This window comes from Desulfatiglans parachlorophenolica, assembly GCF_055394735.1.
Window position 1 is genome coordinate 2,095,353 of record NZ_AP042460.1, and the last position, 26,320, is coordinate 2,121,672.

Consider the following 26,320-nt stretch of genomic DNA (forward strand, 5'->3'; position numbering starts at 1 on the left):
TTACGCGTATCCAATCTGGTTTTCGTAGATGAGAAGAGGGGTTTCCCCTTTGAGAATCACGTCTTCGCCGATCACGCACTCATGCACACCCGGAGTGGAGGGGATATCGTACATGATCTCGAGCATGACGGATTCCAGGATGGAGCGCAATCCGCGCGCGCCCGACTTGCGCTTGATGGCCTCCTTCGCTATGGCCAGGAGTGCGGCATCGGTTATCTTGAGCTTGACCCCTTCGAGTTCGAAGAGTTTCTGGTACTGCTTCAGAAGCGCGTTCCTCGGTTCGGTCAGGATCCGCACCAGGGCATCCAGGCTCAGCAGATCGAGCGTGGTGATGATGGGAATACGCCCGATAAACTCCGGAATCATCCCGAAGCGGATCAGGTCTTCCGGCTGGACAAGAGACATGGTCCGATTGATATCCGTCTCCTCCTTGTCCTTGATGTCCGCCTCGAAACCCATCATCTTGCTGCCCACACGGCCCCGGATGATCCTGTCGAGGCCGTTGAAGGTCCCGCCGCAGATGAAGAGGATATTGCTGGTGTCGACCTTGACGAAATCCTGCTGGGGATGCTTACGCCCACCCTTCGGCGGGACATTGGCCATCGTTCCCTCGATGATTTTCAAGAGGGCCTGCTGCACCCCTTCGCCGGAGACGTCCCGTGTAATCGATGGGCTGTCGGATTTGCGGGCGATCTTGTCGATCTCGTCGATGTAGACGATGCCCTTGCAGGCCGCTTCGACATCGTAATCCGCCATCTGAACGAGGTTCAGAATGATGTTTTCGACGTCCTCGCCCACGTAACCGGCCTCCGTCAGGGTCGTTGCATCCGCAACCGTGAAGGGTACCTTCAAGATCTTGGCCAGGGTTTGAGCCAGAAGGGTCTTGCCCGAACCCGTCGGGCCGATCAGAAGGATATTGCTCTTCTCGATCTCGACGCCTTCCATGTCGATCTTGGTGGCAATGCGTTTGTAATGGTTGTGAACCGCCACGGACAGAACCTTTTTCGGCTTGTCCTGTTCGATCACGTATTCGTCGAGGATCTTCTTGATCTCCGACGGCTTAGGCAAATCTTTGGTGCTGCGGCCGTCCGCATCCTGCGTATACTCTTCCGCGATGATTTCGTTGCACAGCTGGATGCACTCATCACAGATGTACACGGAGGGCCCTGCGATCAGCTTCTTGACCTCGTCCTGACTTTTTCCGCAGAAGGAGCATAAGAGGTCGTCACCGGAATCGTGATGTTTGCTCATATCACCTTACCTTCCGTCAGTATTTTCCGAAAAACCCGCCATTTCCCTGCGGGTAATGACCTTGTCGATGATACCATAGGCTTTGGCCTCTTCGGCGGTCATGAAAAAATCCCGTTCCGTGTCCAGGTTGATGCGCTCGATGTCCTGCCCCGTATGGTCGGCCAGGATCCGGTTGAGGGTGTCCCGCACCTTGAGGATCTCCCTGGCGTGGATACTGATGTCCGTCGCCTGCCCCTGCGCCCCTCCCAGAGGCTGGTGGATCATGATCCGCGCGTGCGGGAGCGCGTAGCGCTTCCCCTTGGCGCCCGCCGCCAACAGCAGGGCGGCCATACTGCTCGTCTGCCCCATGCAGATCGTCATCACGGCCGGTTTGATATATTGCATGGTGTCGTATACCGCCAACCCGGCGGTGACAGAACCTCCGGGCGAGTTGATATACAAGTGAATATCCTTGGCCGGGTCCTCGGATTCGAGGAAGAGCATCTGGGCGATGATCGTGTTGGCCGTGGCGTCCATGACCTGCTCGCCCATGAAGATGATCCTGTCCTTGAGGAGCCTCGAGTAAATATCGTAGGCCCGCTCACCGCGGTTTGACTGTTCGACAACAATAGGTATCAGCATCTCGAAAGCACGTTCTCCTTATTTCGCTGCATTTCCGGTTAGAACACTTCGTTCTACATCTGAAATCCTAGCATGCTCAACCAGGTACTTCAACGTTTTTTCCTCCAGCAGCTGCTGCCTCAGGCCGTCCAGAAGCTCCCTGGCCTCGTAGTATTTCCGCAGGATCGCCGCGTCCTGACCGGTCGAGGCGGCGAGCGAGGCGAATTGCTCCTCCAAATCCTCCTCTCCCACCTTCAGGCCCTTTTCCCTGGCAATATCGCCGAGGATAAGCATATTCTTTACGCGCTTCTCGGAAACGGGCCTGAGATCGACCTTCATCCGTTCATCGGTCAGACCGGCCTGTTCGGGATCGGCCCCGCTGCGCTTGAGGCTCTGTTTGAGATTTTCGATGCGCATCTGCAGTTCGGATTCCACCAGCACCGGAGGCAGTTCGACATCGACCTTTTCGGCGATCTTTTCGATCAGCCGCTGCTTCAGCTCCTGGTCGATTCGGCGCTCCTCGGCCGTCCGGATCTCCTGCCCGATCTTCGCTTTCAACTCGTCCACGCTCTTGAAATCAGCCCCCAACCCTTCCACGAAGGCATCGTCCATGTCCGGAAGGACGAGGGTCTTCAACTCCTTGACACGCACCTTGAAAAGGACGTCCTTGCCGGCGAGGTCCACCCGCGGGTGATGCTCTCCAAAGTGGACCGTGACCCCCTTCTCCCCGCCCTTCTGCATCCCGATCAAGGCCTCTTCGACGTCCGCGTCGAACTCATGCGCACCCACCTTGATCACGGCATCGCTGGCCCCGAATCCTTCCACCAACGCTTCACCGTCGTAGACCTCGTAATCCACCACGACATAATCGCCGCTCCCGACCGCCCTATCCTCCTCGATCGTCTCCAGTTTGCCGTTTCCCTGCCTGATCCGCTCGAGCTGGTTCTCGACATCCTGGTCGGTCACCTGAAGGATCTCCTTTCCCACCTCGAGCCCTTCGTATTCCGGCAGTTCAATGACAGGTCGAACCTCCAACACCGCACTGTACTGAAACATCTGGCCGGGTTTCAGGTCGTCTTTTTCGAGGATCGGCGCACCGATCGGAAAGGTCCGGGCCTCGTTGAGCGCCTCGGATATCGTGTTGTTGATGAGGTTTCTCGCCACGTCCTCCTTGACCTGATTGCCGAAATAGCTTTCGAGGACGCCGCGCGGGATCCTGCCGGGACGGAATCCCGGAAGCTTGGTTGTCTTGCCGAGGCGCTTGTAAGCCGCGCTCAACTCGTTATCCACCTCCGCCGCATCGATCTCCACGACCAGTCTCTTCTTGACCGCACTGATGTCTTCCACCTGGGTTCTCATACGTTCTTTCCTCACTCTTTAAGATCGTTTCCAATCAGAAGAGGATCTCCATCGATCTTGCAGATAGCCTTCAGAGTTCCCTCCTGGAGAACCTGCGAGCACTCCCCGGAAGCGACCCAAGGGGTCGATTTCCACAAAACCGCGTAAGATCGTCTTTTTCTGGATCAGAAACGCGCTGGTGTCCAAAAACCGTTTCAGAGGTGGACACGCTTCAGGATGTTTTTATGGACGGACACAATACAGCGGAGGCTGGCTGCATCTGAGGCGAGGCGCTCTTAGACGCAGGGAGATCGAGTATCCGACCGAAAACATTTCGTATCAAAATAACGACCTTTCCGGCGATTTCAAGCACACGGCCCACAAAAGAGCGCTCCGGAAAGCGTTTTTCGCCATATTGCCGGACTCCCGGCCAAGGCCTGGAACACCTCCGGATCCGCCTTTCCGCTTTGCATCGTTTCCCCTCGAAGAGACGAAAACGCCCCCTCTTCTACCCGAACACCTCACTGCGAAACCGATCGGCCCGTCTACCTGCTCGGGAGAACAAGGCGACTGGAAGGGTCACACCGGGCGTCCAACGCTTTGGCGGATCTTCCCCCAAAGGGAGAAGAGCCTAAACCGTAAACGTGAAATTTTAACTTATCCGGTGAAATTTTGTCAATGTTTCTTCAACTTAAAACGTGGGTCGGGATTCCACAAAAAAGTACCCTGAAGGAGGGGCACGGGTGCAGAGAAGCAAGGGGTTGGAGAAACGAACAACAGATCGCGGCGAACCAAGCCCCGCGGAAACGCTGCCGCCTTACAGGACACCACCGGTCTCACGCCCTTGCTCCGAACTCCAGCGAGGGGACGTCCATGAGATCCAGCAGATCCTCCCGGCTGAACTGCCGCAGGACCCCGGGATCCGTCTCCGGAACGACCTCCTCCATCAAGACGCGCTTCTTCTCGATGATGGCGGCGATCTTTTCCTCGAGCGTCCCCTCGGTGATCAGCTTGAACACCTGAACACCCCGCTTCTGGCCGATGCGGTGGACGCGGTCCGTGGCCTGATCCTCCCGGGCGGCGTTCCACCACCGGTCGTAGTGGATCACCATGGAGGCGGCAACCAGATCGATGCCGGTCCCCCCCGCCCTGAGGCTGCCGACATAGACCCGGCAATCCGGGTCTTCGTTGAACCGTTCGATTACCCCCCCTCGATGGCGGGTCGCGCCCGTGAGCGTCACATACCCGATCCCTTCGGACCGGAGAAATTCCTCCATGATCCCGATCATCCCCAGATACTGACTGTAGACCACAATCTTCTGCCCGCTGTCGATCCCCTCGGTGAGCAATTCCTTGAAGACCTCCCACTTGCCCGATTCGTACTCCGTATAGGGCTGGGGATCCTTCGTCACCAGCGCCGGATGGTCGCAGATTCGTTTGAGCAGATCGAGCAGGGCGAAGATATGGATATAGGGCACCGGACGCCCGGCCTCTGCCAGCGCCAGCCGGATCTCGGGGCTTCGGGCTGCGATGACCTCCCGGTAGAGCCTCAACTGATCCGCGCTGAGCGCGCAGCTCCGAAAATCCTCGATCTTCGGCGGCAGGTCCTGCAGCACCGCGCTCTTGCGCCGTCTCAGCACAAAAGGCCTCAACAGGCGGGCAAGCTCCTCCCCTGCCTGCTCCGAGGCCCTTTCAATGATCGGCCGGGCGTACTGCCGCTCGAAAAACCGGTTGCCGCCCAGGTACCCCGGTACGGTCAGATCCAAGAGGGCCTTCAGGTCGGAGAGGCGGTTTTCGATCGGCGTCCCGGTCAAACCGATCCGGACCGGGGCGCGAACCTCCTGCGCAGCCTGATAGACCAGCGTCTCGGGGTTCTTCAGATACTGGATCTCGTCGAAGACGGCCAGCGAAAACTCCACGCCTTTCAGCCGATCGGCGTCCTGCCGAAGGATCCCGTAGCTCGTCAACAAGACCTGCATCCGGGAATGGGCATCGTCCAATCGCCTTTCTCCTCCGTGGTAGACGGTGGTCGCAAGCCCCGGGGCGAAGCGCCGGAGTTTCGCCTCCCAGTGGCTCAGGACGGTCGTAGGCGCAACGACCAGACACGGCGAGGAGAGACGGTCGGTCTGCGCAAGCGCCTCGATCAGGGCCATGATCTGATGAGTCTTGCCGAGGCCCATTTCATCGCACAGGAGCCCGCCCAATCCGTTTTCGACGAGAAACCAGAGCCATAGAAGGCCTTCGGCCTGATAGGGCCGCAGTTGGCACCCCATCCCCTCGAGCGCCGGCAGCGGCCGGGCCGCTTTCAGATTGAAAAAGGACTCGACCACGGAAGACAACGCAGGCCTCCCGCCGACACGCGGGGGGTCGGCAACGGTCGATCTCAGGTGCAGCAGTTCGACCCTCGAAAGCCGGAGCCCGCGCCTGCCTTCGACCCGGCAGCCCTCCGGCAGTCGCTCCAGAAAGGCGTCGAGCGCAGAGAGCTTTTCGGAGCGGAGATCCACCCAGCCCCCTGCCACCCCGACATAGCGCTGCCCGGTCTTGTGCGCCTCCAGCAGTTCTTCGACCGTGAGGCTGCCGTCTCCAAAACCGTATGAAGCGGAAAGCCAGCACCAGTCAGGATCCAGATCCTGCGCCTCGATCGCCAGCCATTCCGCCTCACGGTGAAGCCTCAACCCCAGCATCCCGGGTTTCTCACCCGGGGACCATTCATCGGCTTTTCCCAGCACCTCTTCGAGGAAGCTCGATATCTGCGATTTTTTGAGGACCATCCTGACCGGCGTCCCGAACTTCCGGGTCTTGTCTCCGGTCGACTCCAACTCCGCCAGCAACTCCAGTTCGGGGACATAGATCAGATCGCCATAGCGGTAACGTTCGAGGTCCTCCCGGTCGAAAAAGGCCTTTTCACCGCCCGCCTGCAAAACCTCGATCATCGGTCGAATCTCGAGATCCATCTCGGTGGTGGCGTTCACCTTGAAAATGGACTTGAGCGGTATCGGATGGATCGCCATCCGATGGCGGTTCGCAAGGAGGCCCCCGAGGCTCCCGAGAAGGCCCTTGACCCTCTCCCTCGGGACAACCACACGCCAGAAAACCCTGTCGTCTTCCCCCTTGCACCGGATGGTGAACTCGCCGCTGCTCCTTGAAATCGCCGGCTCGAGGCGCATCGGCCGGCTGCCATACTCCCGGAAACAGTGATAGGCGAACAGGAACCAGAACCCCTCTTCCAGGACCTGACCGCGGGTCTTCGTCCCTCTCTTGGCCAGGAGCCGCTCGGTCTCGGTCATCGTCAAGAGACGCAGCCGGTCGATGACCTCGCCGCGTGAAAGCGCCCCGGCCGGAGAATCACCCCGGCCGCATCGATCCATGAACCGCCTGCCTTCATCGCCTTCGGGAAAATACGTCACCAGAGGAAAATCACGTCTCCCGGATACCCGGATAACCGGCCGCTCCCCGTTTTGAACCTGAAACCGCACCGATTCAGGGGTATCCGATGCGCCTTCGCCCATAAACGCTCCCAGCTTGAACCACGCACTCTCACGAAACGCTCTGTCGGGGTCTCCTTTATCGAAACAGGCCTTCAGCGCCTTCTCGGCCTTCACGAGGTCTCTGGTATGAAGGCAGGAGACGCCTTCCTGGCTTCCACAGGTGCAAAACCGCTGCCGAATCCCGCGGGGCCCGCCGTCGTGCAGGAAGGCCACCCCGGGCTTCGGATCGGACGCGGCGGGAAGGAGGGCAAGCCCGTTGCGATGAAACTCCACCCGATCGAAAAGGGCGCCCGTTCGATCCCCTTGCAGCCCGGTCGCCGGAGCCTGCTCGGCCGGGGCCCTTTTATGCATCTTGTCGTCCATTCATCCTGTCCTGATCCTCCCTAGTATCCATCCGGAAATGATTTCCCTATAGAACCCAGTTTCCAATCCGGAAATGAGGATTTTTGGCCAATATCAAGGAAATCAAGCGTTTGCGCGGAGGCGACCTGCAGGTCGCCGCACAAGCAAACGTGCAGATTGACGCCGAGATTGGCCAAAAAGACCATTTCCGGATGGAAACTCCCTAAACGAAAAAGTGCTGGCCCGAAGCCGCCCATTTGCGCATACTGGATCCAGCACACGTTCCGACCCCGGGGCCGAGCGCGCCGGACCCGCTGTCCAAACCGCTGTCGTCATGAAATGCATCATCCTCGATGCGCAGGACATCCATCGGGCTTTTGAGCGGGACATCCTCCAATAAGAACCCGCCGCTTGCACGAACGTAGAAACCCGAGGCCGGCAAACCCCCGACACCGGGATAGGCCTCCCGGGCCGCGCAGGGCCGCCGCCTGCGCCGCTCGACGCCCCGTCGGCGAAGAAGGCCGCTCCCGAATCAGCAGGAGACGCAGAGGATCCAGACCGCATGAAGATCGCCGCAGCCCAGATCGATATCCACTGGCATGACCGGGCCGCCAATTACGAGGCGGCGCGGCGCGCGGCCCACGCCGCCGCACAGGCCGGTGCAGGGCTCTTTGTCCTCCCGGAGATGTTCGCCACCGGTTTTTCGATGGAGACAAACGTCACGGCGGAGGGCCCCGACGGCCCCACCCCCACCTTTCTCCGCACCCTCGCGAAAGAAACCGGCATGAGCGTCGCCGGCGGCTTCGTCATCGAGGAAGCCCTCGGGCCGCCCCGAAACGCCTCCCTGGTCGTGGCCCCCGACGGGACCGATCTCGCCCTCTATCACAAAATCCACCAGATCGCGATCCTGGGAGAAGACCGCCACTACGGCCCGGGCGAGCGGCCTGCGCCCTTCGCCCTGCCCCCTTTCGAGGCCGCCTGTCTCATCTGCTACGACCTGCGCTTTCCGGAACTCTTCCGGGCACTGGCCGGCGTCTGCACCCTTTTCCTCGTCATCGCCTCCTGGCCCGCCGCACGTCAGCGGCACTGGGACATCCTCCTGTCCGCCCGGGCCGTTGAGAACCAGGCCTACATCGTCGGGGTCAACCGCGTCGGCGAGGGCGGCGGACACACCTTCAGCGGCGGATCCACCGTGGTCTCGCCCAACGGGGAGACCCTCGCCCGGGCCGGGGCCGAAGAGACGCTTCTGTTGGCGGAGATCGATGCAGGCGAGGTCCTGAGCCTGCGGCGGAGCCATCCGTTTCTGCAGGACCGCAAGCCGCTCGAGCGGCAGGCCGGCTGGGAAAAGACAGCGGAGGAATTTCAGAAGACCTTGAAACCGTTGCGTCAATACCCGTAATGCCCGCGCCCTGCCGGGGCGATCAAGCCACGGCGAGCGCCTCGATCTCGGCCGCCAGGCGCCGGCCGAGGTCCCTGCAGGCAGCGCGATCGGATTCCGTCGGGACGTTCTTGACCCGCACGACATCGCACACCTTCATCCGCATCCGCTCCATGGCCTCGGCCAGGTGCTTCGGGGCCTCGCCGCTCCACCCGTAGGACCCGAAGACCGCACCGATTCTCCCCTTCGGCCGCAGGCCCTCCATATAGCGCACCATATCCGCCATGAGCGGCAGCATCCCGTTGTTGTGGGTAGAGGACCCGAGGATCACCGCCGCGGCATCGAGCACCTCCGCCATCACGTCGCTGTGATGACAGGCCTTCATGTGGAACACCCTCACATCGATCCCCTTCTCGATGAGCCCGTGCGCGATCTCATCGGCCATGGCCGCGGTGCTCTTCCACATGGTGTCGTAGACGATCACCGCCTTCCGGGCGACCTCCTGCCGGGCCCATTTCCTGTACAACCCGATCACCGCCTCCACGTTCTCCCGCACGATCACGCCGTGCGAGGGCGCGATCATCCCGACGGGCCAGCCGAGTTCTTCGATCCGCCCGAGCGCCTTCAGGACATGGTCCGAAAACGGCAGGATGATATTCGCATAGTAGGAACCCATCAAGTCCGCCATCTCGTGGAAATCCAACGCGTCATCGAACCGCTCGCTGGTGGCCCAGTTCTGCCCGAAGGCGTCGCTCGAAATGAGAAGACCGTACTCCCGTAGGTAGCAGCCCATGTTGTCGGGCCAATGCAGCATCTTCAGCTCCAGGAAATCGATGGTCTTCCCGCCGAGGGGAAGGCTCCCGCCGGTCTGAACCACTTGAAAGGGCCAGTCGGAGCGGTGGTAATGCGAGAGCATGAAGGCCTTCCCCATGGCTGTGCAGAAGATCTTCTCGGGGCGGATACGTTCGACGGCCTCTGTCAGGCACCCGGAGTGGTCCGGTTCCACGTGGTTGACGACCAGATAATCGATCGCTTCGAGGGGAACGACCTCTTCGACCGCCTCGAAAAAGGCCCTGCTGCAGGAAGCCGACACGGTGTCGATCAGGGCGGTCTTTTCGCCCTTGATCAGATAGGCGTTGTAGGTCGTGCCGCGCGGGGCGGCCGCGTACCCGTGAAAATCCCTGAGATTCCAGTCGACCACCCCCACCCAGTAGACATTCGGTAAAAATTCCAAGGCAGACATTCTATCCTCCCATGCTCGAGTGCACTTCGCAGGACGCATCTTTCCCCGCGGGCCGCCATTCGGAAACCGCTTCATCGGCAAGGCCGGCAGGCCCTGTTGTCAGCAAAAAAAACGGAGATAACCCCATCCATTCTGGCCGACGAACGCCGGTGGTCTTCACCTGCAAACCGTTGTCGAACACGCGTCCGTTTCCATCCGGAAACGAGGAACGAATCGCGGACCGCATCTCCTCTACTCTCCCAGATCGAAGCCGGCCGGCAGCTTGGGCTGCGCACCTTCTGCCGGCGCGGGCGCGTCTTCGCCCTCACCGGGGGGCGCCAGGACCGTCTCCTCGGCCGCCCGCGGGGCCTCCAGGACAAGCCCTCGCTCGCGGGCCCACTGCCGATAGCTTCCGCTCATCAATCGGACCTCCCCCACCACCTCCACGACAACGGCCGACTCGCCGTCGACCGGGCACTTGTTTTCACAGTAGCCGCAGCCATTGCAGCGGTTCTCCTGAATGAAGGGGACCGTCACCGAGTGGCCGGGGATAAAGCGGGAGACAATGGCGTTGTAAGGGCAGATTTCGTCGCAGATGAGGCAGCTCTTCTCCTGCTCCCAGGCGATGCACCGGGAACGGATGATCCGCGCCGTCCCGATCTTCGCGTACAGCTTCTCTTCGAGCGGCAGCGGCCGGATCGCCCCCGTCGGACAGACCTGTCCGCACAGCGTGCAGAACTGCTCGCAGGCGGCGAGGCGCGCCGTGATCCGGGGCGTCCAGATCCCGTCGAGCCCGGCCTCGAACCAGACCGCCTGCAGGGTGTTGGTCGGGCACCCCTCGATGCATGCGCCGCAGCGCACGCACCGCGCCTGGAAGGCCTGCTCCGGCAGCGCGCCGGGGGGCCGCACGAGCCGTGATGAGCGCAGATCCGCGCGCGCCGTGCCGTCGAAGAGCTGTCCGAGCCCGTTCATGGTCACGGCCCCGGCCGCCAGCCCCGTGAGCCCCGCCCCGATCCAGTGCCGCCGCTCCATATCCGGCGCGGGTGCTGCGGCGCGCCTGTTCGCAGGGGCCGGACCGAAGGAGATCGCACCGGCCGGGCAGATCTCCCGGCACCTCAGGCAGACGATGCACTCCGCATGATTCGTACTGAAAAAGTCCTCCGGTATAGCCCCCATCGGGCAGTTTTCCGCACACTTTCCGCAGCGGATGCAGGCATCGGACACCCGGCGCCTCAGGAGCGGCCTCCGCGAACAAAGGGCCAACATCGCCCCCGCCGGACAGAGATACCTGCACCAGAAGCGCGGCGCAAACCGCCCGAGCAGCAGCACCCCTATGACAAGGCAGGCGATGAAAAGCCCCGTCGAAAAAACCGGTTCACGCAGCTGCAGATAGCGGAAGTCCTCCCATCCGAGCCACTCCCCCGCGGGCCGCGCCGCTCCCAGGCCGAGGGCCGCCCCGTCGAGCAGCAGGGGGTGCAGGACCAGGCCGTAGAAGCGGGTCATGAGGGAAAGCGGCGAGAACAGGAAGACCGCCGAGAACCCGGCGGCCGCAGCCCCCATGAGCCCGATCCAGATCAGATATTTCGATCGGCGCAGCCGCCTGGAGACGGGATTCGCATCGCGGCCCCGGCGGCGCCCTACCCGGTTCAGGCGGTCCCAAAGATCGATGGTTACGCCCATCGGGCAGAGGTAGCCGCAGAAGAAGCGTCCGAGGAGAAAAGCCGCTGCCAGGATCACCAGCGCCCAGACGAGCCGCGGGACGAAGGCCCGGGCGGCCACCATAGTGCCGACCGACAGGAGCGGATCGAGCCGCAGAAAGAGATCCACCTCGACCCAGCCCGGCAGCGGATAGCTGTTGAGGAACAGCAGCCACAGGAAGCCCGCCAGGGCCAGGGACTGCACCACACGCTGGAGCCTCATCCAGCGCTGACCCGTTCGACCACTCGGGATTCGAGCTCCATGCTGCCAAGGCCCCTGTCATGGGCCATCCGGATATGCTTGACCTGACGGGGCTCGATCTTCCGCCCGTACCAGGTCCCGAGCCGAACCGCCATCGCATCGGCCGCCACCATGTCCGTCGAAGCGATCACCTGGTTCAACCGGATGATCTTCCCCGGCCCGTACGGCCCCCCATCGCTCAGGATGCGGGTGGCGTCCACCACCACCAGCTTCGGCTTGACGACCGTGCAAAGGTCCACGATGGCCGTGTTCAGATCCATGGAGTAGTGAAAGGACTCCCGCTCGTAGATCAGGCCCATCATGCCCTTCATGGAAAGGGTCACCCCTGTCGCCCCGTGGGATTTTGCGACCGGAGCCGCAATGAGCACATCGGCCTCCAGGACATCCTGCATCACCTTGGTGCTGCGCAGATTCAGCCCATCGGGCACGGGAACCTCCTTGAAAAACCGCTCTTCCTTCAGACCTTCCACACGGGTATTCGGCATCATACGGCAGGACTCCAGGAACCCGCCCTTTTCGAGGCACAGCTCCGTCGGCCGCAGGGTGTTGTCCAGGACCTTCACGGATGAGGCGCCCGCCTCGAGGCACATTCCGACCAGTTCCTTCACCACATCGGGGTGGGTGTTGCTCGCCTCCTCGGGGCCACTCGCAAAGCTCATGTTGGGTTTGATCACGACCTTGTCGCCCCCCTTGACGAAACGCCCCATGCCCCCCAGGGCCTTGACCGCCGCCCGCGTCGCCTGAGGGCCCGGGCCTTCGGCCACCACCACGTCCGGATAAGGCGCCGCGTGGAGCCGCCTCCCCGGCCACCCGCCGACCATCATCCCGAGGGAGCCTGCCGCGGCCAACCCCAGGGATCCCTTGATAAATGTCCTGCGCGTCATGTCTTTTTCAAGCATCACCGAACCTCCAGCCTCCCGTCACCGCCATGAAGCGACGAGCCCTCTCCGGCGCCCGACGGCGCGCACCGCGCCGACGGCACCCCACCTGTCCGAGTCATTCAGAGACCGGACGCATCTCTATCCGGCACTTTCCTGATTCAACCCCTTCGCTCCTCTGCTCCGGCGCTCACGACGCCACCTCGGCCGAGCGGGAGTTCTCCATCTCGAAGTGCTCTCCGAGGTAGAACTCCCGGGCCTTTTTGCTGGCGGCGATCTTTTCAGGCGGTCCCGACTCCAGGATCACCCCGTCGTTCAGGATATAGGCGTAGTCGCAGACCTTCAAGGTCTCCCGCACGTTGTGGTCCGTGATGATCACGCCGATCTCCTTCTCCTTCAACTGCTTTATGATGTTCTGAATGTCGTTGATGGCGAGCGGATCGATGCCCGCAAACGGCTCGTCCAGCAAGATAAAGGCCGGAGCGAGCACCAGCGCCCGCGTCATCTCGACGCGCCGGCGCTCGCCCCCTGACAGGGAGTAGGCCTTGTGTTTCGCGAGGCGCGCAACGTTCAGTTCCTTCAAGAGTTCGGCCAAACGCCGGCGCCTCTCTTCCGCCGTCATGTCGAGCGTCTCGAGCACCAGCATGATGTTTTCTTCCACCGTGAGCTTGCGAAAGATGGAGGGCTCCTGCGGCAGGTAAGTGATGTGCTTCCTGGCACGCTGGTACATGGGCAGGTCGCCGATATCCTCCCCGTTCAACAGGATCTTTCCCTTGTCCGGCCGCACCAGCCCGATGATCATGTAAAAGGTCGTAGTCTTTCCCGCCCCGTTCGGCCCCAGCAGCCCCACCACCTCACCGGATCGAATCCGGAGGCTCACCTGATTCACCACTGTGCGCCCGCCGTATTGCTTGGTGAGGTCCACCGCCTCGAGCATCTGATTGCCCGCCATCGTCAATTCCCCTCGAAGCCCAGATCGAACTCGGTGAACTGCCCGGAGCGTGCGGCCGACGGCTCCGGGGTCACTTCCCGCGGCTCGGTGCCCTGGACGAAGGCCTGGAGAACGGTTTTGCCGGATGACGGACCGGCCAGCAGACCGGTCTTGACGTCTATCCTCGCAAAAACGATCCCCTCCGGGACCTCGAAATCCCGCACCGGCTTTCCTTCGAGCGCCGCTTCCATGAAGTACAGCCAGATCGGGCTGGCAGCGCGCGAGCCGGTCTCGGCCCGGGCCATAGACCGCTGATCGTCATAGCCGACCCAGACCCCGGTGACGAGTTGCGGGGTAAACCCCATGAACCAGGCATCCCGAAGATCGTTCGTCGTCCCGGTCTTGCCGGCGGCAGGCCGCTTCAACGTCTTGATGCGCCAGCCCGTCCCCTCCTGGATCACCGCCTTCATCAGATCCGTCATCACGTAGGCGGTCTCCCTCGAAATCACCTGTTCGTCCTCCGAATGCTTTTCCTCCAGCACACGCCCGTCGCGATCCAGGATGCGCGTCACGAAGACCGGGGCCGCCGCCTTGCCCTCGTTGGCGAAAACCGCATAGGACTGCGTCAGTTCCAGCAAGGACACGCCCGAAGAACCGAGGGCCAGCGAGAGATTGGGGGTCAAATCGGACGTGATGCCGAGGCTTCGGGCGTAATCGATGGTATAGGGCACCCCGATGCGCCGGAGAAGCTTGACGGTGATCACGTTGCGGGACTGCGCCAGGGCCGTCCGCATGAGCGTGGGCCCGTAAAAGGTATCCTTGTAGTTCTTGGGCTTCCAGACCGAGCCATCTTTTCCGCCGCCGGCAACGATCGGCGAATCCATCAGGACATCGGCCGGCGTCATGCCTTTGTCCAGCGCGGCGGCGTACACGATGGGCTTGAAGGCCGATCCGGGCTGGCGCTTTGCCTGCGTTGCCCGATTGAACTGGCTCTCGTTGAAATCCCTTCCTCCCACCATGGCCAGAACCGCTCTCGTTTCCGGCTCCATGGCAAGGATCGCCCCCTGAACCTCAGGGGCCTGCTCCAGCGCCGACACCAGGGAATACCCCTCCGGCGGGCTCTCCGGGAGGATACGGACCAATATCACGTCCCCAACGCGCAGTGCCGCAGAAGGCTTCTTCAGTTCGGCGGCGTAATGGGCCGCCCGTGGATTCGGTTTCCGCGCCCATGCCATTTCCCGCAGCGGGAGCAGCGCCTTTTCGCGGCCCAGCCCGACGGTCACCTCGCCCTTTCGGTCATCGACATCGAGCACCAACCCCTCGAGGACATCACCGGACTCCGGCGGATCCGCAGTGAGGCGCATGGCCTCCTCTTCCAGAAACCGATCCGTCTCGGCGCCCTCGATGCGGCGCAGCGGGCCGCGGTAGCCCTCCCGCTTGTCCAGTTCGGCCAACCCGCGCAGAAGCGCCTCTTTAGCCTCCCTCTGAAGCTTCAGGTCGACCGTGGTGTGGATCTCGAGGCCGCCCCGATAGAGCATGTCCCGGCCGTAGCGCTCCAGGAGTTCCCGGCGCACGTGCTCCGTAAAATACGGCGCCTTCTGAAAGGTGTTGTCCTCGCGCTCCTGGATATCGAGTTCCGCATCGAGCGCCTCTTCGAACGCTTCACGTGTGATGAATTTTTCCTCCACCATCCGCTCGAGCACATAACGCTGCCGAGCCTTGGCCCGATCGAAATGCTTGACCGGCGAATAGCGCGCCGGTGCCTGCGGCAGACCCGCCAGCATGGCCGATTCGGCGAGGGTCAGATCCTCCACCGTCTTCCCGAAATAGGTATCCGCCGCCGCCTGAACCCCGTAGGCCCCCTGTCCGAGGTAGATTTGATTCAGATAGAGATAGAGGATCTCGTGTTTCGTGAACTCCCGCTCGACCTGCAGGGACAGGGTGGCCTCCCGGACCTTGCGCCGGTAGGTCCTCTCGGGGTTCTTCAGCAGCAAAGATTTGGTGACCTGCTGCGTGATGGTGCTCCCCCCCTGCTCGATCCTCCCGGCCGTGAAGTTGCGGATCATCGCACGCACGATGCCTTTGATATCCACCCCTTCGTGTTCGAAGAAGCGCGCATCCTCTGCAGCCACAAACGCCTGGATCAGATGAGGCGGGCAGACATCCAGATCGGCGAGTACACGCTTTTCTTCCCAGAATCGCCCGATCACCTCGCCGTCGGCGCTGTAGACCCGCGTCACCACAGGCGGCCTGTAATCCTTGAGAACCCCGATATAGGGGAGATTGCTCGACCAGATGTACCAGAAATAGGCGCCCACACCCAGGAGACCCAGCAGGGCCATCCCGAACACTATGGAAAATCCCAATAAAAGCTGTTTGAACAAGACATGCCCCCGTCACGGTGAACGGCGGTTCTGCATGATCCGTCGTCGCCGCTGCCGACTCCGGCCCCCGCCGCCCACCTCAAGAAACATCGAGCGGTACTGTAGCGATGAATTAGTTTCCATCCGGAAATGGTCTTTTTGGCCAATCTCGGCGTCAATCTGCACGTTTGCTTGTGCGGCGACCTGCAGGTCGCCTCCGCACAAACGCTTGATTTCCTTGATATTGGCCAAAAAATCCTCATTTCCGGATTGGAAACTGGGTTCTATAGGGAAATCATTTCCGGATGGATATGAATTATCGCATCGCCCCGGACCTTTGTAAAGATCTCCAGGGAAACCCTGCGCGGGCCTGGCTTCAGAATGGAATCCGCGCGCGCAGGGGCGCCGAAGGGTCTCTATTCCGGCCGACCATCACTGATGAGCGTGTGCTGTGGATTTCCGCGGCCCGGGACAAGTTCATCGGGATCCCTGGCAAAGGACAAAGGACATCGCTTTCGGGGCGGACAGGACGGCTCGGAAACGCCGTTTGCGCATGGGAACCCGAAGGCAAGCTTACCGCGCCCGATCGAGGCTCCGGTAGCCGATCGCCTCGGCCACATGCAACGCCGCAATCGCCTCCGCCCCCTCGAGATCGGCAATGGTGCGGGCAAGCTTGATGATGCGGGTATAGGCCCTGGCCGAGAGGGCCAGACGCTGCATCGCCGTCTCGAGAAGACTTGCAGGCTCGCTCCCGATCGGACAGAAGCGCCGCAGGTGCCGGTTGGTCATCTGTGCGTTGGCGTAGATCCCCTTGCCTTCGAACCGGGCGCGTTGGATCTCCCGTGCGGCGTTGACCCTTTCACGAATAACCGCCGACGCGTCGCCGCTCGTTCCGGCCCCCAGATCCCGATGGTTCACCGCCTGCACCTCGATGTGCATATCGATCCGGTCCGACAGCGGGCCGGAGATGCGGCTCCGGTAGCGGTGGATCTGAACGGGGGTGCAGACGCACTCCTTGCGCGGGTTGCCATAGTGTCCGCAGGGACAGGGATTCATCGCGGCGACGAGCATGAACCGCGCCGGGTAGGTGACCTTGAACCGCGCCCGGGCAAGGGTCACGCACCCGTCCTCCATGGGCTGGCGCATGACCTCCAGTGCGCTTTTGTGAAACTCCGGCAGTTCGTCCAGAAAGAGCACCCCGTTGTGGGCGAGGCTCACCTCCCCCGGCATCGGGATATAGCCCCCGCCGATCAGACCCGCATCGGAAATAGTATGGTGGGGCGACCGGAAGGGGCGCGAGCGCAACAATCCGCCCCCGCCGGGCATCAACCCCATCACGCTGTAGACCTTGGAGGTTTCGAGCGACTCTTCGAGGCCGAGCTCGGGCAGAATCGTCGGCAGACCGCGGGCCAGCATGGTCTTCCCGGCCCCGGGCGGACCCACCATGAGCACATTGTGCCCCCCCGCCGCAGCGATCTCCAACGCCCTCTTGGCGTCCTCCTGACCGAGCACTTCATTGTAATCCGGTTCGACCAGCCCCGTGGGCTCCCTTTCCCTGCTCTCCGGACTGGCAGGGCTTATCGTCACCTCGCCCTTCAGCACTGCGACGACCTGCGAAAGGCTTTCGACCGGAAAGACATCGATCCGGCGGACGACAGCCGCCTCCGCTGCATTTTCCCTGGGGAGAAAAATGCCTTCGAATCCGAGGGATCTTGCGGCCGTCGCAATCGGCAGAATCCCCTTGATGGGTCGGACACTCCCGTCCAGGGCCAACTCTCCCAGGAAAAGATGCGACTTCTCTTCCCGCGGCTCGAGCAACCCTGTGGCGGCGAGGATCCCCAGCGCTATCGGGAGGTCGAAGGCCGATCCTTCCTTGCGGATGTCGGCGGGTGCCAGATTGACGGTGATCCTGTCGGAGGGAAAGGTGTAGCCCGAGTTCTTGATGGCAGCCTTGACGCGCTCCTTGCTTTCACGCACGGCCCCCTCCGCGAGTCCGACCGTAGCGAAGGCAGGAAGCCCTTGCGAGATGTCTACTTCTACCTGAACGATGTATGCGTCGATGCCGAGGACGGCGCTGCTGAGGATCCTGGAGAGCATGGGAAATGAACCGCCGGCTCTGATTGGGGTTTGCATTTTTATGGTTTACAGCTAGCATGACAAGGTGTATAAAGTAAAGTTTATTTTAGATTGTCGTAAAATGTTCCGTGCCGAAGGGGCGGCAGCCGCCGCCCGCAGGCGATCGTCTTTGATTTCATCTTATCTGAAACCTGGAGACCGAGCATGGCAAGAATCACCGTAGAAGACTGTTTGAAGCAGATTGACAACCGCTTCGGTCTGATTCATCTTGCAGCCAAACGGGTGCGGCAGCTCAGAAAAGGGGCGGAGCCGCTGGTCGCCTGCAAGAACAAAGATATCGTCACGGCCCTGCGGGAGATCGCCGCCGGCAAGGTCCACCCGAGGGAACCGGCCGATAAGTCCCCCCGCCTGGATTCTCGGGATTCATTGCTCCTGGAGGGGATAGCTGAGCCGTTCACCGCCGTTGCCTCCTCATTGGAGGAGCCCAAGCCTGAGGTTGTCTCCTCATTTGAGGAGCCCGAACCTGAGATTGCCTCCTCGTTTGAGGAGCCCGAACCTGAGGTGGAGCAACTGCAGACGGAAAAGGAAGCGGCGGAGACAGACGAGTAGTTTGGAGCCATGGCAAAACGAGACTATTATGAGGTATTGGGCGTTCCCCGCAACGCCGGGGATGACGATATCAAGCGGGCCTACCGTCAGCTGGCCCTGAAGTATCACCCCGACCGCAATCCGGGAGACCAGGAAGCCGAAGACCATTTCAAGCAGGCCGCAGAGGCCTACGAGGTGCTGCGGGACCACGAAAAGCGTCAGATCTACGATCGCTTCGGACATGCCGGCCTCGAGAACAAAGGGTTCACCGGTTTCAGCGGATTCGAGGACATCTTCAGCAGCTTCGGGGATATCTTCGAGGATTTCTTCGGCTTCGGCGGACAGCGCAGCGGCCGCCCCCGTCCGCGGCAGGGCGGGAGCCTGCGTTACGACATCGAACTGAGTCTCGAGGAGGCCTTCACGGGCAAGGAAGAAGAGGTCGTCTTTCCACGCCTCGAGGTGTGCGATGCCTGCGGCGGAACCGGCGCCGCTCCGGGGACGCAGCGTCAGGTCTGCCCGACATGCCGGGGGCGGGGTCAGGTCATCCGCTCCCAGGGCTTTTTCCAGGTCAGCAGCACCTGCCCGAGATGCCACGGGGAAGGGAGCATCATCACGGACCCCTGCCCGAAATGCCTGGGGGGAGGAAAACAGCGTGTTGAAAGGCGCATCACCGTGAAGATCCCGGCCGGGGTGGACAACGGGAGCCAGTTGCGTCTGCGCGCGGAGGGGGAGCCGGGGGAAAACGGAGGCCCGCCGGGCGACCTTTTCGTTGTGGTGCATCTCAAGCCGCATGCTGTCTTTTCCCGTGACGGCACCGATTTGATGGCCGAGATCCCCCTCTCCTTTGTCCAGGCCACGCTCGGCGATCATATAAAAATGCCTGTACTCGGAGAGGAGGAGACCGAGATCGACCTCGCGGTCCCTAACGGCACCCAGCCCGGAGACGTGCTCAAGATCCCGGGCAAAGGGATGCCGAGCCTCCGGAACCAGAGGCGGGGCGATCTGTACGTCAAAGTGAGGATCCAGATTCCCAGGAAGCTGAGCGACGAGCAGCGGCAGCTGCTCGAAGCGTTCGCACAGACGGAGAACCGGCGGCCAGGCGCGAAAAAGAAGAAGGGCAAGGCCTTCTGGCAGAAGGTGATCCCCTGAGGGTCGAGAACCGTTTCCGGATGTGCACCAAAGACGATCCGTTCGAAAGGGGCCTTACGGGCACCGCACTGGCTTCACATCGTCACCTGATGGTGTTTATCGTTCAACATCTTATGCCTTGTGAAAGCGGAGCAAAGAGTCATGATGATGACGGAAGAAAAGAAGGAAGAATTCAGAAAACTCCTTAATCAGCGGATGGATGCGCTGCTCGCAGAAGCCAACAAGACGGTGAGCGGCATGACCGATCAACGGGAAAATTATCCCGATCCGACCGACAGGGCGTCGATGGAATCCGAGCGGAACTTCACCCTGCGGATCCGCGACCGGGAGCGGAAGCTGATCGGCAAGATCAAAGAGGCGATCGAGCGCCTCGACAACGGAACGTTCGGGATCTGTGAATCCTGCGGCGAAGAGATCTCGGAAGAGCGTCTGAAGGCGCGTCCTGTCACCACCCTCTGCATCGACTGCAAGAAGAAACAGGAAAACGAGGAAAGGCTTCGCGGGGTCTGATCGCGAGCCACCCTTCCAATCACCCGGCCGGATTCGCGCCTCGAAGCCGGCCGCTCCACTGGGAAGTACAGCCTGCTTGGTCGACGGCAACACGCACAGCCGCATGGTGCCCTATTGCACGATATGGAAAAAGCGCACGAGAACACGCCCGAGCCCGAGCAGTCGGGCGACGAATATGAAGAGGTCATCACGACCCACATCAACGCGGATTTCGACGCACTCGCATCCATGATCGCCGCCAGCAAGCTCTATCCCAACGCGGCACTCGTCTTCCCCGGCTCCCAGGAAAAAAACCTCAGGAACTTCTTCGTACACTCGACGTCCTATCTGTTCAATTTCGCGAAGCTGCGGCAGATCCGGCTGAACCGGATCAAGCGCCTCATCCTGGTCGACACCCGGCAGCGGGACCGGATCGGGAAATTCGCCGGGATCATCGGGAAGAAAGACCTCGAAATCCATATTTACGATCACCACCCCGACTCCGAGGACGACGTCCACGGGGACATCGAGGTCATCCGCAAGATCGGTTCGAACACGGCCCTCCTGACCGGCCTCATCCGGGAGCGGGGCATCGAGGTCTCGCCGATCGAAGCCACGATCATGTGTCTCGGCATCCACGAGGATACGGGTTCTTTCACCTTTTCCTCCACCACCCCCGAGGATTACCTCGCCGCGGCCTGGCTCGCGCAGATGGGCGCCGACCACAATGTCGTCGCGGATCTCCTCACGCGGGAACTGACCACCGAGCAGGTCTGGATCCTGAACGATCTGACTCTCTCGGCCACGACCCATGTCATCAACGGGGTCGACATCGTCATCACCGAGGTGATCCGCGACGATTACGTCGGGGACTTCGCCGTGCTGGTCCACAAGTTCATGGACATGGAGAACCTGAACGTCACCTTCGCGCTCGCCCAGATGGAAGACCGGACCTATCTCGTGGCGCGCAGCCGCATCCCCGATGTGAACGTGGGCGAGATCGCGGTCGCCCTCGGCGGCGGCGGCCATCCGCAGGCCGCATCGGCCACCGTCAAGGACAAGACCCTGGTCCAGGTCAAGAGCGACCTGCTGGGCATTCTGAAGTCCGCCATCAACCCCAAGAAGACCGCCGCCGACATGATGTCCTCGCCCGTCCTTCACATCGCGCCCGAAGAGACCGTCCAGAAGGCCTCCGATATCATGACCCGGTACAACATCAACGTGCTGCTCGTCATCGGCGAAACGGGCCGCCTGCTCGGGTACGTGACGCGGCAGGTGGTGGAAAAGGCGGTTTTTTTCGGCCTCAACCACATCAAGGTCGCCGACTACATGAATATCGAGTTCTCTACCGTGCGCCCGGAGGCAACCCTCAAGGAGGTGCAGGAACTCATCATCCGGACGCGTCTGAGGATCCTGCCGGTGGTCCAGGATGAGGAGGTCGTCGGCGTCATCACCCGGACGGATCTCCTGACCATCCTGATGGGCGATCAGATCGAGCCCGAATCGTTCTACGACGCGAAGACCGCCCCCCAGCTGCCGCGCAAGAAGAACATGATCAGCCTGCTGAACGAGCGTCTGCCCGACCCCATCATGGAACTCCTGCGGCGGTTCGGCCGGGTGGCCGACGACCTTCAGTTCAACGCCTACCTGGTGGGCGGCATGGTGAGGGACATCCTCCTCAAACGCGACAACCTCGATATGGACATCGTCGTCGAAGGCGACGGCATCGAGTTTGCCCATGAATATGCAAGGATTTACGGCGGGAGGGTCCGCAGCCACCGGAAATTCCGCACGGCCGTGCTCATCCTGCCGGACACGACCAAGGTCGACATCGCGACCGCCCGCATGGAGTACTACGAAGCCCCCGGCGCACCGCCGATCGTCGAAACCAGTTCACTCAAGATGGACCTCTACCGCAGGGACTTCACCATCAACACCCTCGCGGTCAAGCTGAACGAGCGGCATTTCGGGGTGCTGATCGACTATTTCGGCGCGCAGAAAGACTTCAAGGAGCGCGTGCTGCGGGTCCTGCACAACCTCAGTTTCGTCGAGGACCCGACGCGCATCCTGCGCGCCATCCGCTTCGAGCAGCGCTTCGGTTTCAAGATCGGGAAGCTCACCCTCTCGCTGATCAAGAACGCGGTCAGGATCAACTGCTTCAAGGACGTGAGCGGTCAGAGGCTGTTCCACGAATTGAAGCTCCTCCTGATGGAGCAGAATCCGATCGGGGCCATCGAACAGATGGATGCCTTCAATCTGCTCCCGGTCATCTCGCCCCAGATCACCCTTACCGACACCTTCAGGAACCTGCTCGAAGAGATCGAGAACGTGTTGGCCTGGTACCGGCTGCTCTATCTCGACGAACCGTTCGACGCGTGGAAACTCTACTGGCACGGGCTTACCTCGGCCCTCGACCCGGAAAACCTCCGCGAGCTCGCCAAACGCTTCGGGATGAACGACCTCGAGGGCCGAGCCCTCGTGGATCAGCGCGAGCAATCCGAGGAACTCCTGAACATCCTCTACCGGTTCCAGGGAGACGCCTACCGGCTCTACTGCCTTCTGACGCCCTACCACACAGAGACGCTCCTCTACCTGATGGCACGCGCCAACAACGAGCGTGTCCGCAAGCTGATCTCGAATTACTTCACACGACTCAAAGGAACCCGGTTGCATCTGCGCGGGCGCGATCTGCTGCAGATGGGGTTCGAGTCCGGCCCTCTTTTCCGGGATATGTTCGAGGCCCTCATGGAAGCGCACCTGAACGGCCATATCAAGACCCGTCAGGATGAAATCGATTTCGTACTCGAACATTACCATCAATTTCTCGGCGACAGATTCCCCGATGAGGCCGGGACCCCTTGAAGCGGCCGACAATCCGGAAAAACCCTTTTCTGCGCCCATGATCAATCCGTCCGGAGACGGCCTCCCTGCCGGCCCCGGTTTGAACAAACACAAGGAGTGGAAGACAGATGGAGAAGAAACGAATCGTGAGCGGGATGCGCCCCACCGGCAAACTGCACCTCGGACACCTGCACGGCGCGCTGGTCAACTGGAAGCAGCTGCAGGAAACTTACACCTGCTTTTATTTCGTCGCGGACTGGCATGCCCTGACCAGCGAATATGCCGACACCCACATCATCCTCGAGAGCCGCCGCGACATGATCATGGACTGGATCTCGATCGGCCTCGACCCGCAGGTGTCGACCTTTTTCGTCCAGTCGGAGATCAAAGAGCACGCCGAACTCCATCTGATCTTTTCCATGATCACCCCGCTTCCCTGGCTGGAGAGGAACCCGACCTACAAAGAGCAGCTCCGCGAACTCAGTCAAAAGGATCTTTTCACCTACGGCTTTCTGGGCTATCCTGTCCTGCAGGCGGCGGACATCCTCATGTACAAGGCGGACGGGGTGCCGGTCGGCGAGGATCAGGCCCCTCACGTGGAGCTCACCCGCGAGATCGCCCGCCGGTTCAACCATGTCTTCGGGGCGGAGGTCTTCCCTGCGCCGGACACCCTGCTCGCACCCACGAGCAGGCTTCTTGGGATCGACCGGCGCAAGATGAGCAAGAGCTACGGCAACGCCATCTATCTGACGGACTCCGACAAAGAGATCGATCAGAAGGTGGGCCAGATGATCACGGACCCCCAGCGGATGAAGCGAATGGACCCCGGGAATCCCGACATCTGCAACGTCTTCGCGTTCCACGAGATCTACACCGACCCCGAAGCGGTCCAAGAGATCGGCCGCGAGTGCCGCAAGGCCGGGATCGGCTGCGTCGACTGCAAGAAGCGCATGGCGGAAGGGCTGAAGAAGGGCCTCGAGCCCATCCGGGCGAAGCGGCGCGAACTCGAAAGCGATCCGGAGCGGGTGGATGGCATTATGGAGGAGGGGAACCAACGCGCGCGGGCGATCGCCCGCAAGACGATGGAGCAGGTGCGGAGCGTGGTCAAGATCTGAAACATCCGTCCAGGCTCGGCGGCATGGACTACGAGATCAAATTGGAGGTGTTCGAGGGCCCGCTGGACCTTCTGCTTCATCTCATCCACAAGAACGAGGTGGACATCTTCGACATCCCCATCGCCGTGATCACCGAGCAGTATCTCGCCTGCATCGATCGGATGAAGGAGCTGAACGTCAGCCTCGCCGGCGACTTCCTGGTGATGGCCGCCACCCTGCTCCACATCAAGTCGCGGATGCTCCTGCCGGAGCTGCGCGGCGAGGAGGATGCCGAAGACCCGCGTGTGGAGCTGACCCGTCCGCTGCTCGAATACCTCTCCTTCAAGGAGGCGGCGCGCTCCCTTTCCGACCGGGAGATCCTGGAGCGGGACGTCTTCGTGCGACAGGATTTTCAAGAGTTGCAGGAGATCTCGGGCAGGATCGAACCGGAGCTCGAGGTGAGCCTCTTCCACCTCATTCAAGCCTTCAAGCGCGTGGCCGATCAGCGCATTCCGGAACGGCAGCTGCGGATGCAGATGGATTTGTGGAGCGTGAAGGACAAGATCGCCCACATCCTCGACCGCCTCCGGGACCACGGCCCGCTCTTTTTCGCCGAACTTCTGGGGGGCGGCATGAGCCGCCTCGAGTGCGTAGTGACCTTTCTGGCGCTCCTCCAGATGGTGCGTATGGGGCTGGTGCGGACCTTTCAGCCGAGCCCCGAGAGCGATATCCAGATCCTGACGTGCCCCGAAAACACCCCGAGGGACATCCCGGATGGCTGACGAGCTCGAAAGGACGATCGAGGCGTTTCTTTTCAGCGCGGCCCGCCCCCTGTCGGCACGGGATGTTCAGGCCTGGCTCCCCGATGAACCGTTCGAGCGCATAAAGGCAGCCCTCGAAGGGCTCGTGCGCGAATACGAATCCCTCGGGCGGAGTTTTCACCTCCGGGAGGTGGCGGGCGGCTTTCAGTTCCGGACGCGCACCGCATATTCCCAGGCGATCCTGAAAATGCTGAGCACCTCTCCGGCGAGGCTCTCCCGGGCCGCGCTCGAGACGCTCGCGATCATTGCCTACAAGCAGCCCATCATCCGGCACGAGATCGAACGGCTCCGCGGGGTCGACACGGGGAGTATCCTGAGGACACTCCTCGAAAAGGACCTCATCCGGATCATGGGCCGCAAAAACCTCCCCGGGAGGCCGCTCATCTACGGCACCACCAAACGGTTCCTCGAGGTCTTCGACCTCAGGGACCTGAACGCCCTCCCTCAACTGAAAGATTTACAGGAATTGGGAACCTATGAAGAAGAGCCCCCAAGAACGGCGGCGCCCATCGATGAAGCCGCGGAGGAAATCCTCCCAGCCCAGGCGCCCTTCGGCGACCCGCTCGACGCAGACAACGACGAAGGAGATCCCTGATTTCGGGCCGCCCGCCGAAAGCGGCGAAGAAAAGCGCCTGAACCGCATCCTTTCCCTGGCCGGGGTCACCTCCCGGCGGAAGGCCGACGAATGGATCGCCGAAGGCCGCGTCACGGTCAACGGAAAAGCCGTCACCGAGGCCGGGGCCAAGGCACGGTGGGGAATCGATCGCATCGCGGTAGATGGAAGGCCAATCCCCGCCCCCGCCGCCCGCGTCTATCTCATGCTGAACAAGCCCTTCGCGGTCATGTGCTCCCTGAGCGACCCGGAGGGCCGGCCGACCGTCGCGGAATACCTGAAGGACCTGCCGGTCCGCGTCTACCCGGTCGGCCGACTCGACTTCGACACCCTGGGGCTCCTGCTCTTCACCAACGACGGGGAATGGGCCTTCCGCCTCAGCCACCCCCGCTACCGCGTCCCGCGCACCTACAAGGCGACCCTCGCGGGCGAAATCACCGAAGCCGATCTGGCGGCCCTCCGGCGCGGCGTCCCCCTGCAGGACGGCCCGACCGGCCCTGCCACCGTCACCGTTGTCTCGCGCAGCCCCGAACAGAGCGTCATCCGGATTACCATCACCCGCGGGAGAAACCGTCAGGTACGCCGCATGCTCGAAACCCTCGGGTACAAGATCATTCACCTGATCCGCATCGGCTTCGGTCCCCTCGCCCTCGGAGACCTCAAGATCGGCCGGTACCGCTTCCTCACCCTGGCCGAAGTGGAGGACCTGCGCAGCATGGTGGGGCTTGCCTGACCTTTCTGCCCGTGCCCGCCCAAAAACAGGAAGCGCCATTTTTTTGTTTACAAAAGGCCCATCCTTCCCTATGATTGTTATTTATCGGGCGGTTAACTCAGCGGGAGAGTGCCATCCTCACACGGTGGAAGTCGCAGGTTCAAATCCTGTACCGCCCACCACCACA

The 26,320-nt window shown here is 61.7% G+C and carries 20 protein-coding genes, 1 tRNA gene and 1 pseudogene; 11 read left to right on the forward strand and 11 right to left on the reverse strand.

Translation table 11 applies throughout. The features are described from left to right. From clpX to ACZ500_RS09835, 5 genes are all read right to left on the reverse strand, one after another. A complete protein-coding gene (gene clpX, locus ACZ500_RS09815; RefSeq protein WP_464232313.1) occupies positions 1-1,251 on the reverse strand; it encodes an ATP-dependent Clp protease ATP-binding subunit ClpX in 1,251 nt (416 codons plus the stop codon). 6 nt (positions 1,252-1,257) lie between these two features. Then, positions 1,258-1,872: an ATP-dependent Clp endopeptidase proteolytic subunit ClpP gene (clpP, locus tag ACZ500_RS09820; protein WP_464232314.1), complete on the reverse strand. Its 615-nt coding sequence runs from the start codon at positions 1,870-1,872 to the stop codon at positions 1,258-1,260. Positions 1,873-1,890: 18 nt separating this feature from the next. Further along, on the reverse strand, positions 1,891-3,210 hold the full coding sequence (tig, locus tag ACZ500_RS09825) for a trigger factor (RefSeq protein WP_464232315.1): 1,320 nt from the start codon (positions 3,208-3,210) through the stop codon (positions 1,891-1,893). Positions 3,211-4,025: 815 nt separating this feature from the next. Further along, positions 4,026-7,028: a DEAD/DEAH box helicase gene (locus ACZ500_RS09830; protein WP_464232316.1), complete on the reverse strand. Its 3,003-nt coding sequence runs from the start codon at positions 7,026-7,028 to the stop codon at positions 4,026-4,028. Positions 7,029-7,060: 32 nt separating this feature from the next. After that, positions 7,061-7,225, reverse strand: coding sequence for a hypothetical protein (locus ACZ500_RS09835; protein WP_464232317.1), 165 nt, complete (start codon positions 7,223-7,225; stop codon positions 7,061-7,063). 356 nt (positions 7,226-7,581) lie between these two features. On the opposite strand from ACZ500_RS09835, the gene ACZ500_RS09840 reads away from it, so the two are divergent. After that, positions 7,582-8,418, forward strand: coding sequence for a nitrilase-related carbon-nitrogen hydrolase (locus tag ACZ500_RS09840; protein ID WP_464232318.1), 837 nt, complete (start codon positions 7,582-7,584; stop codon positions 8,416-8,418). A 22-nt stretch (positions 8,419-8,440) separates the two neighbouring features. Here the strand turns inward: ACZ500_RS09840 and ACZ500_RS09845 are convergent, their stop codons facing one another. The 5 genes from ACZ500_RS09845 to ACZ500_RS09865 form a co-directional block, all read right to left on the reverse strand. Then, positions 8,441-9,640 carry an FprA family A-type flavoprotein gene (locus ACZ500_RS09845; RefSeq protein WP_464232319.1) on the reverse strand — a complete coding sequence of 400 codons (1,200 nt, stop codon included), beginning with the start codon at positions 9,638-9,640 and terminating at the stop codon, positions 8,441-8,443. A 231-nt stretch (positions 9,641-9,871) separates the two neighbouring features. After that, positions 9,872-11,539, reverse strand: coding sequence for a 4Fe-4S binding protein (locus tag ACZ500_RS09850; RefSeq protein ID WP_464232320.1), 1,668 nt, complete (start codon positions 11,537-11,539; stop codon positions 9,872-9,874). After that, positions 11,536-12,477 carry a DUF362 domain-containing protein gene (locus tag ACZ500_RS09855; protein ID WP_464232321.1) on the reverse strand — a complete coding sequence of 314 codons (942 nt, stop codon included), beginning with the start codon at positions 12,475-12,477 and terminating at the stop codon, positions 11,536-11,538. Before ACZ500_RS09855 ends, ACZ500_RS09850 begins: the two co-directional genes overlap by 4 nt. 169 nt (positions 12,478-12,646) lie before the next feature. Continuing rightward, the gene (gene lptB / locus ACZ500_RS09860) at positions 12,647-13,408 is read right to left on the reverse strand and encodes an LPS export ABC transporter ATP-binding protein (RefSeq protein ID WP_464232322.1); all 762 of its coding nucleotides are present in this window, start codon (positions 13,406-13,408) and stop codon (positions 12,647-12,649) included. 2 nt (positions 13,409-13,410) lie between these two features. Then, entirely contained in the window at positions 13,411-15,753 is a 2,343-nt protein-coding gene (locus ACZ500_RS09865; RefSeq protein WP_464232323.1) for a penicillin-binding protein 1A, read from the reverse strand. Positions 15,754-15,900: 147 nt separating this feature from the next. On the opposite strand from ACZ500_RS09865, the gene ACZ500_RS09870 reads away from it, so the two are divergent. Beyond that, positions 15,901-16,065, forward strand: coding sequence for a hypothetical protein (locus ACZ500_RS09870; RefSeq protein WP_464232324.1), 165 nt, complete (start codon positions 15,901-15,903; stop codon positions 16,063-16,065). Positions 16,066-16,323: 258 nt separating this feature from the next. Here the strand turns inward: ACZ500_RS09870 and ACZ500_RS09875 are convergent, their stop codons facing one another. Then, the gene (locus ACZ500_RS09875; protein ID WP_464232325.1) at positions 16,324-17,847 is read right to left on the reverse strand and encodes a YifB family Mg chelatase-like AAA ATPase; all 1,524 of its coding nucleotides are present in this window, start codon (positions 17,845-17,847) and stop codon (positions 16,324-16,326) included. 183 nt (positions 17,848-18,030) lie between these two features. On the opposite strand from ACZ500_RS09875, the pseudogene rpoZ reads away from it, so the two are divergent. The 9 genes and pseudogenes from rpoZ to ACZ500_RS09920 all read left to right on the forward strand — a co-directional run. Further along, positions 18,031-18,219, forward strand: a pseudogene (gene rpoZ, locus ACZ500_RS09880) (DNA-directed RNA polymerase subunit omega); the annotation flags it as partial. Between the two features lie 225 nt (positions 18,220-18,444). Continuing rightward, a complete protein-coding gene (gene dnaJ, locus ACZ500_RS09885) occupies positions 18,445-19,563 on the forward strand; it encodes a molecular chaperone DnaJ (protein ID WP_464232326.1) in 1,119 nt (372 codons plus the stop codon). Positions 19,564-19,710: 147 nt separating this feature from the next. Beyond that, positions 19,711-20,073, forward strand: a complete 363-nt coding sequence (dksA, locus tag ACZ500_RS09890) for an RNA polymerase-binding protein DksA (protein ID WP_464233028.1) — start codon at positions 19,711-19,713, stop codon at positions 20,071-20,073. Positions 20,074-20,196: 123 nt separating this feature from the next. Then, complete coding sequence (locus ACZ500_RS09895; protein ID WP_464233029.1) at positions 20,197-22,914, forward strand: CBS domain-containing protein; 2,718 nt, start codon at positions 20,197-20,199, stop codon at positions 22,912-22,914. A gap of 107 nt (positions 22,915-23,021) precedes the next feature. Beyond that, entirely contained in the window at positions 23,022-24,008 is a 987-nt protein-coding gene (gene trpS / locus ACZ500_RS09900) for a tryptophan--tRNA ligase (RefSeq protein WP_464232327.1), read from the forward strand. A 23-nt stretch (positions 24,009-24,031) separates the two neighbouring features. After that, positions 24,032-24,769 (forward strand): segregation and condensation protein A, encoded by a 738-nt coding sequence (locus ACZ500_RS09905; RefSeq protein WP_464232328.1) that lies wholly within the window; start codon positions 24,032-24,034, stop codon positions 24,767-24,769. Continuing rightward, positions 24,762-25,403 (forward strand): SMC-Scp complex subunit ScpB, encoded by a 642-nt coding sequence (gene scpB, locus ACZ500_RS09910; protein WP_464232329.1) that lies wholly within the window; start codon positions 24,762-24,764, stop codon positions 25,401-25,403. The genes ACZ500_RS09905 and scpB overlap by 8 nt, the downstream gene beginning before the upstream one ends. Further along, positions 25,321-26,154, forward strand: a complete 834-nt coding sequence (locus ACZ500_RS09915) for a pseudouridine synthase (protein WP_464232330.1) — start codon at positions 25,321-25,323, stop codon at positions 26,152-26,154. The genes scpB and ACZ500_RS09915 overlap by 83 nt, the downstream gene beginning before the upstream one ends. Before the next feature lie 86 nt (positions 26,155-26,240). Next, positions 26,241-26,315 (forward strand) — tRNA-Val (locus ACZ500_RS09920). Positions 26,316-26,320 lie beyond the last annotated feature (5 nt).

What these genes read in the sequence shown, in the direction of transcription:
- clpX (WP_464232313.1), bottom strand. Translation starts at nt 1,251, where the DNA reads ATGAGCAAACATCACGATTCCGGTGACGACCTCTTATGCTCCTTCTGC.
- clpP (WP_464232314.1), bottom strand. Translation starts at nt 1,872, where the DNA reads ATGCTGATACCTATTGTTGTCGAACAGTCAAACCGCGGTGAGCGGGCC.
- tig (WP_464232315.1), bottom strand. Translation starts at nt 3,210, where the DNA reads ATGAGAACCCAGGTGGAAGACATCAGTGCGGTCAAGAAGAGACTGGTC.
- ACZ500_RS09830 (WP_464232316.1), bottom strand. Translation starts at nt 7,028, where the DNA reads ATGCATAAAAGGGCCCCGGCCGAGCAGGCTCCGGCGACCGGGCTGCAA.
- ACZ500_RS09835 (WP_464232317.1), bottom strand. Translation starts at nt 7,225, where the DNA reads ATGGTCTTTTTGGCCAATCTCGGCGTCAATCTGCACGTTTGCTTGTGC.
- ACZ500_RS09840 (WP_464232318.1), top strand. Translation starts at nt 7,582, where the DNA reads ATGAAGATCGCCGCAGCCCAGATCGATATCCACTGGCATGACCGGGCC.
- ACZ500_RS09845 (WP_464232319.1), bottom strand. Translation starts at nt 9,640, where the DNA reads ATGTCTGCCTTGGAATTTTTACCGAATGTCTACTGGGTGGGGGTGGTC.
- ACZ500_RS09850 (WP_464232320.1), bottom strand. Translation starts at nt 11,539, where the DNA reads ATGAGGCTCCAGCGTGTGGTGCAGTCCCTGGCCCTGGCGGGCTTCCTG.
- ACZ500_RS09855 (WP_464232321.1), bottom strand. Translation starts at nt 12,477, where the DNA reads ATGCTTGAAAAAGACATGACGCGCAGGACATTTATCAAGGGATCCCTG.
- lptB (WP_464232322.1), bottom strand. Translation starts at nt 13,408, where the DNA reads ATGGCGGGCAATCAGATGCTCGAGGCGGTGGACCTCACCAAGCAATAC.
- ACZ500_RS09870 (WP_464232324.1), top strand. Translation starts at nt 15,901, where the DNA reads ATGGTCTTTTTGGCCAATCTCGGCGTCAATCTGCACGTTTGCTTGTGC.
- ACZ500_RS09875 (WP_464232325.1), bottom strand. Translation starts at nt 17,847, where the DNA reads ATGCTCTCCAGGATCCTCAGCAGCGCCGTCCTCGGCATCGACGCATAC.
- dnaJ (WP_464232326.1), top strand. Translation starts at nt 18,445, where the DNA reads ATGGCAAAACGAGACTATTATGAGGTATTGGGCGTTCCCCGCAACGCC.
- dksA (WP_464233028.1), top strand. Translation starts at nt 19,711, where the DNA reads ATGACGGAAGAAAAGAAGGAAGAATTCAGAAAACTCCTTAATCAGCGG.
- ACZ500_RS09895 (WP_464233029.1), top strand. Translation starts at nt 20,197, where the DNA reads ATGGAAAAAGCGCACGAGAACACGCCCGAGCCCGAGCAGTCGGGCGAC.
- trpS (WP_464232327.1), top strand. Translation starts at nt 23,022, where the DNA reads ATGGAGAAGAAACGAATCGTGAGCGGGATGCGCCCCACCGGCAAACTG.
- ACZ500_RS09905 (WP_464232328.1), top strand. Translation starts at nt 24,032, where the DNA reads ATGGACTACGAGATCAAATTGGAGGTGTTCGAGGGCCCGCTGGACCTT.
- scpB (WP_464232329.1), top strand. Translation starts at nt 24,762, where the DNA reads ATGGCTGACGAGCTCGAAAGGACGATCGAGGCGTTTCTTTTCAGCGCG.
- ACZ500_RS09915 (WP_464232330.1), top strand. Translation starts at nt 25,321, where the DNA reads ATGAAGCCGCGGAGGAAATCCTCCCAGCCCAGGCGCCCTTCGGCGACC.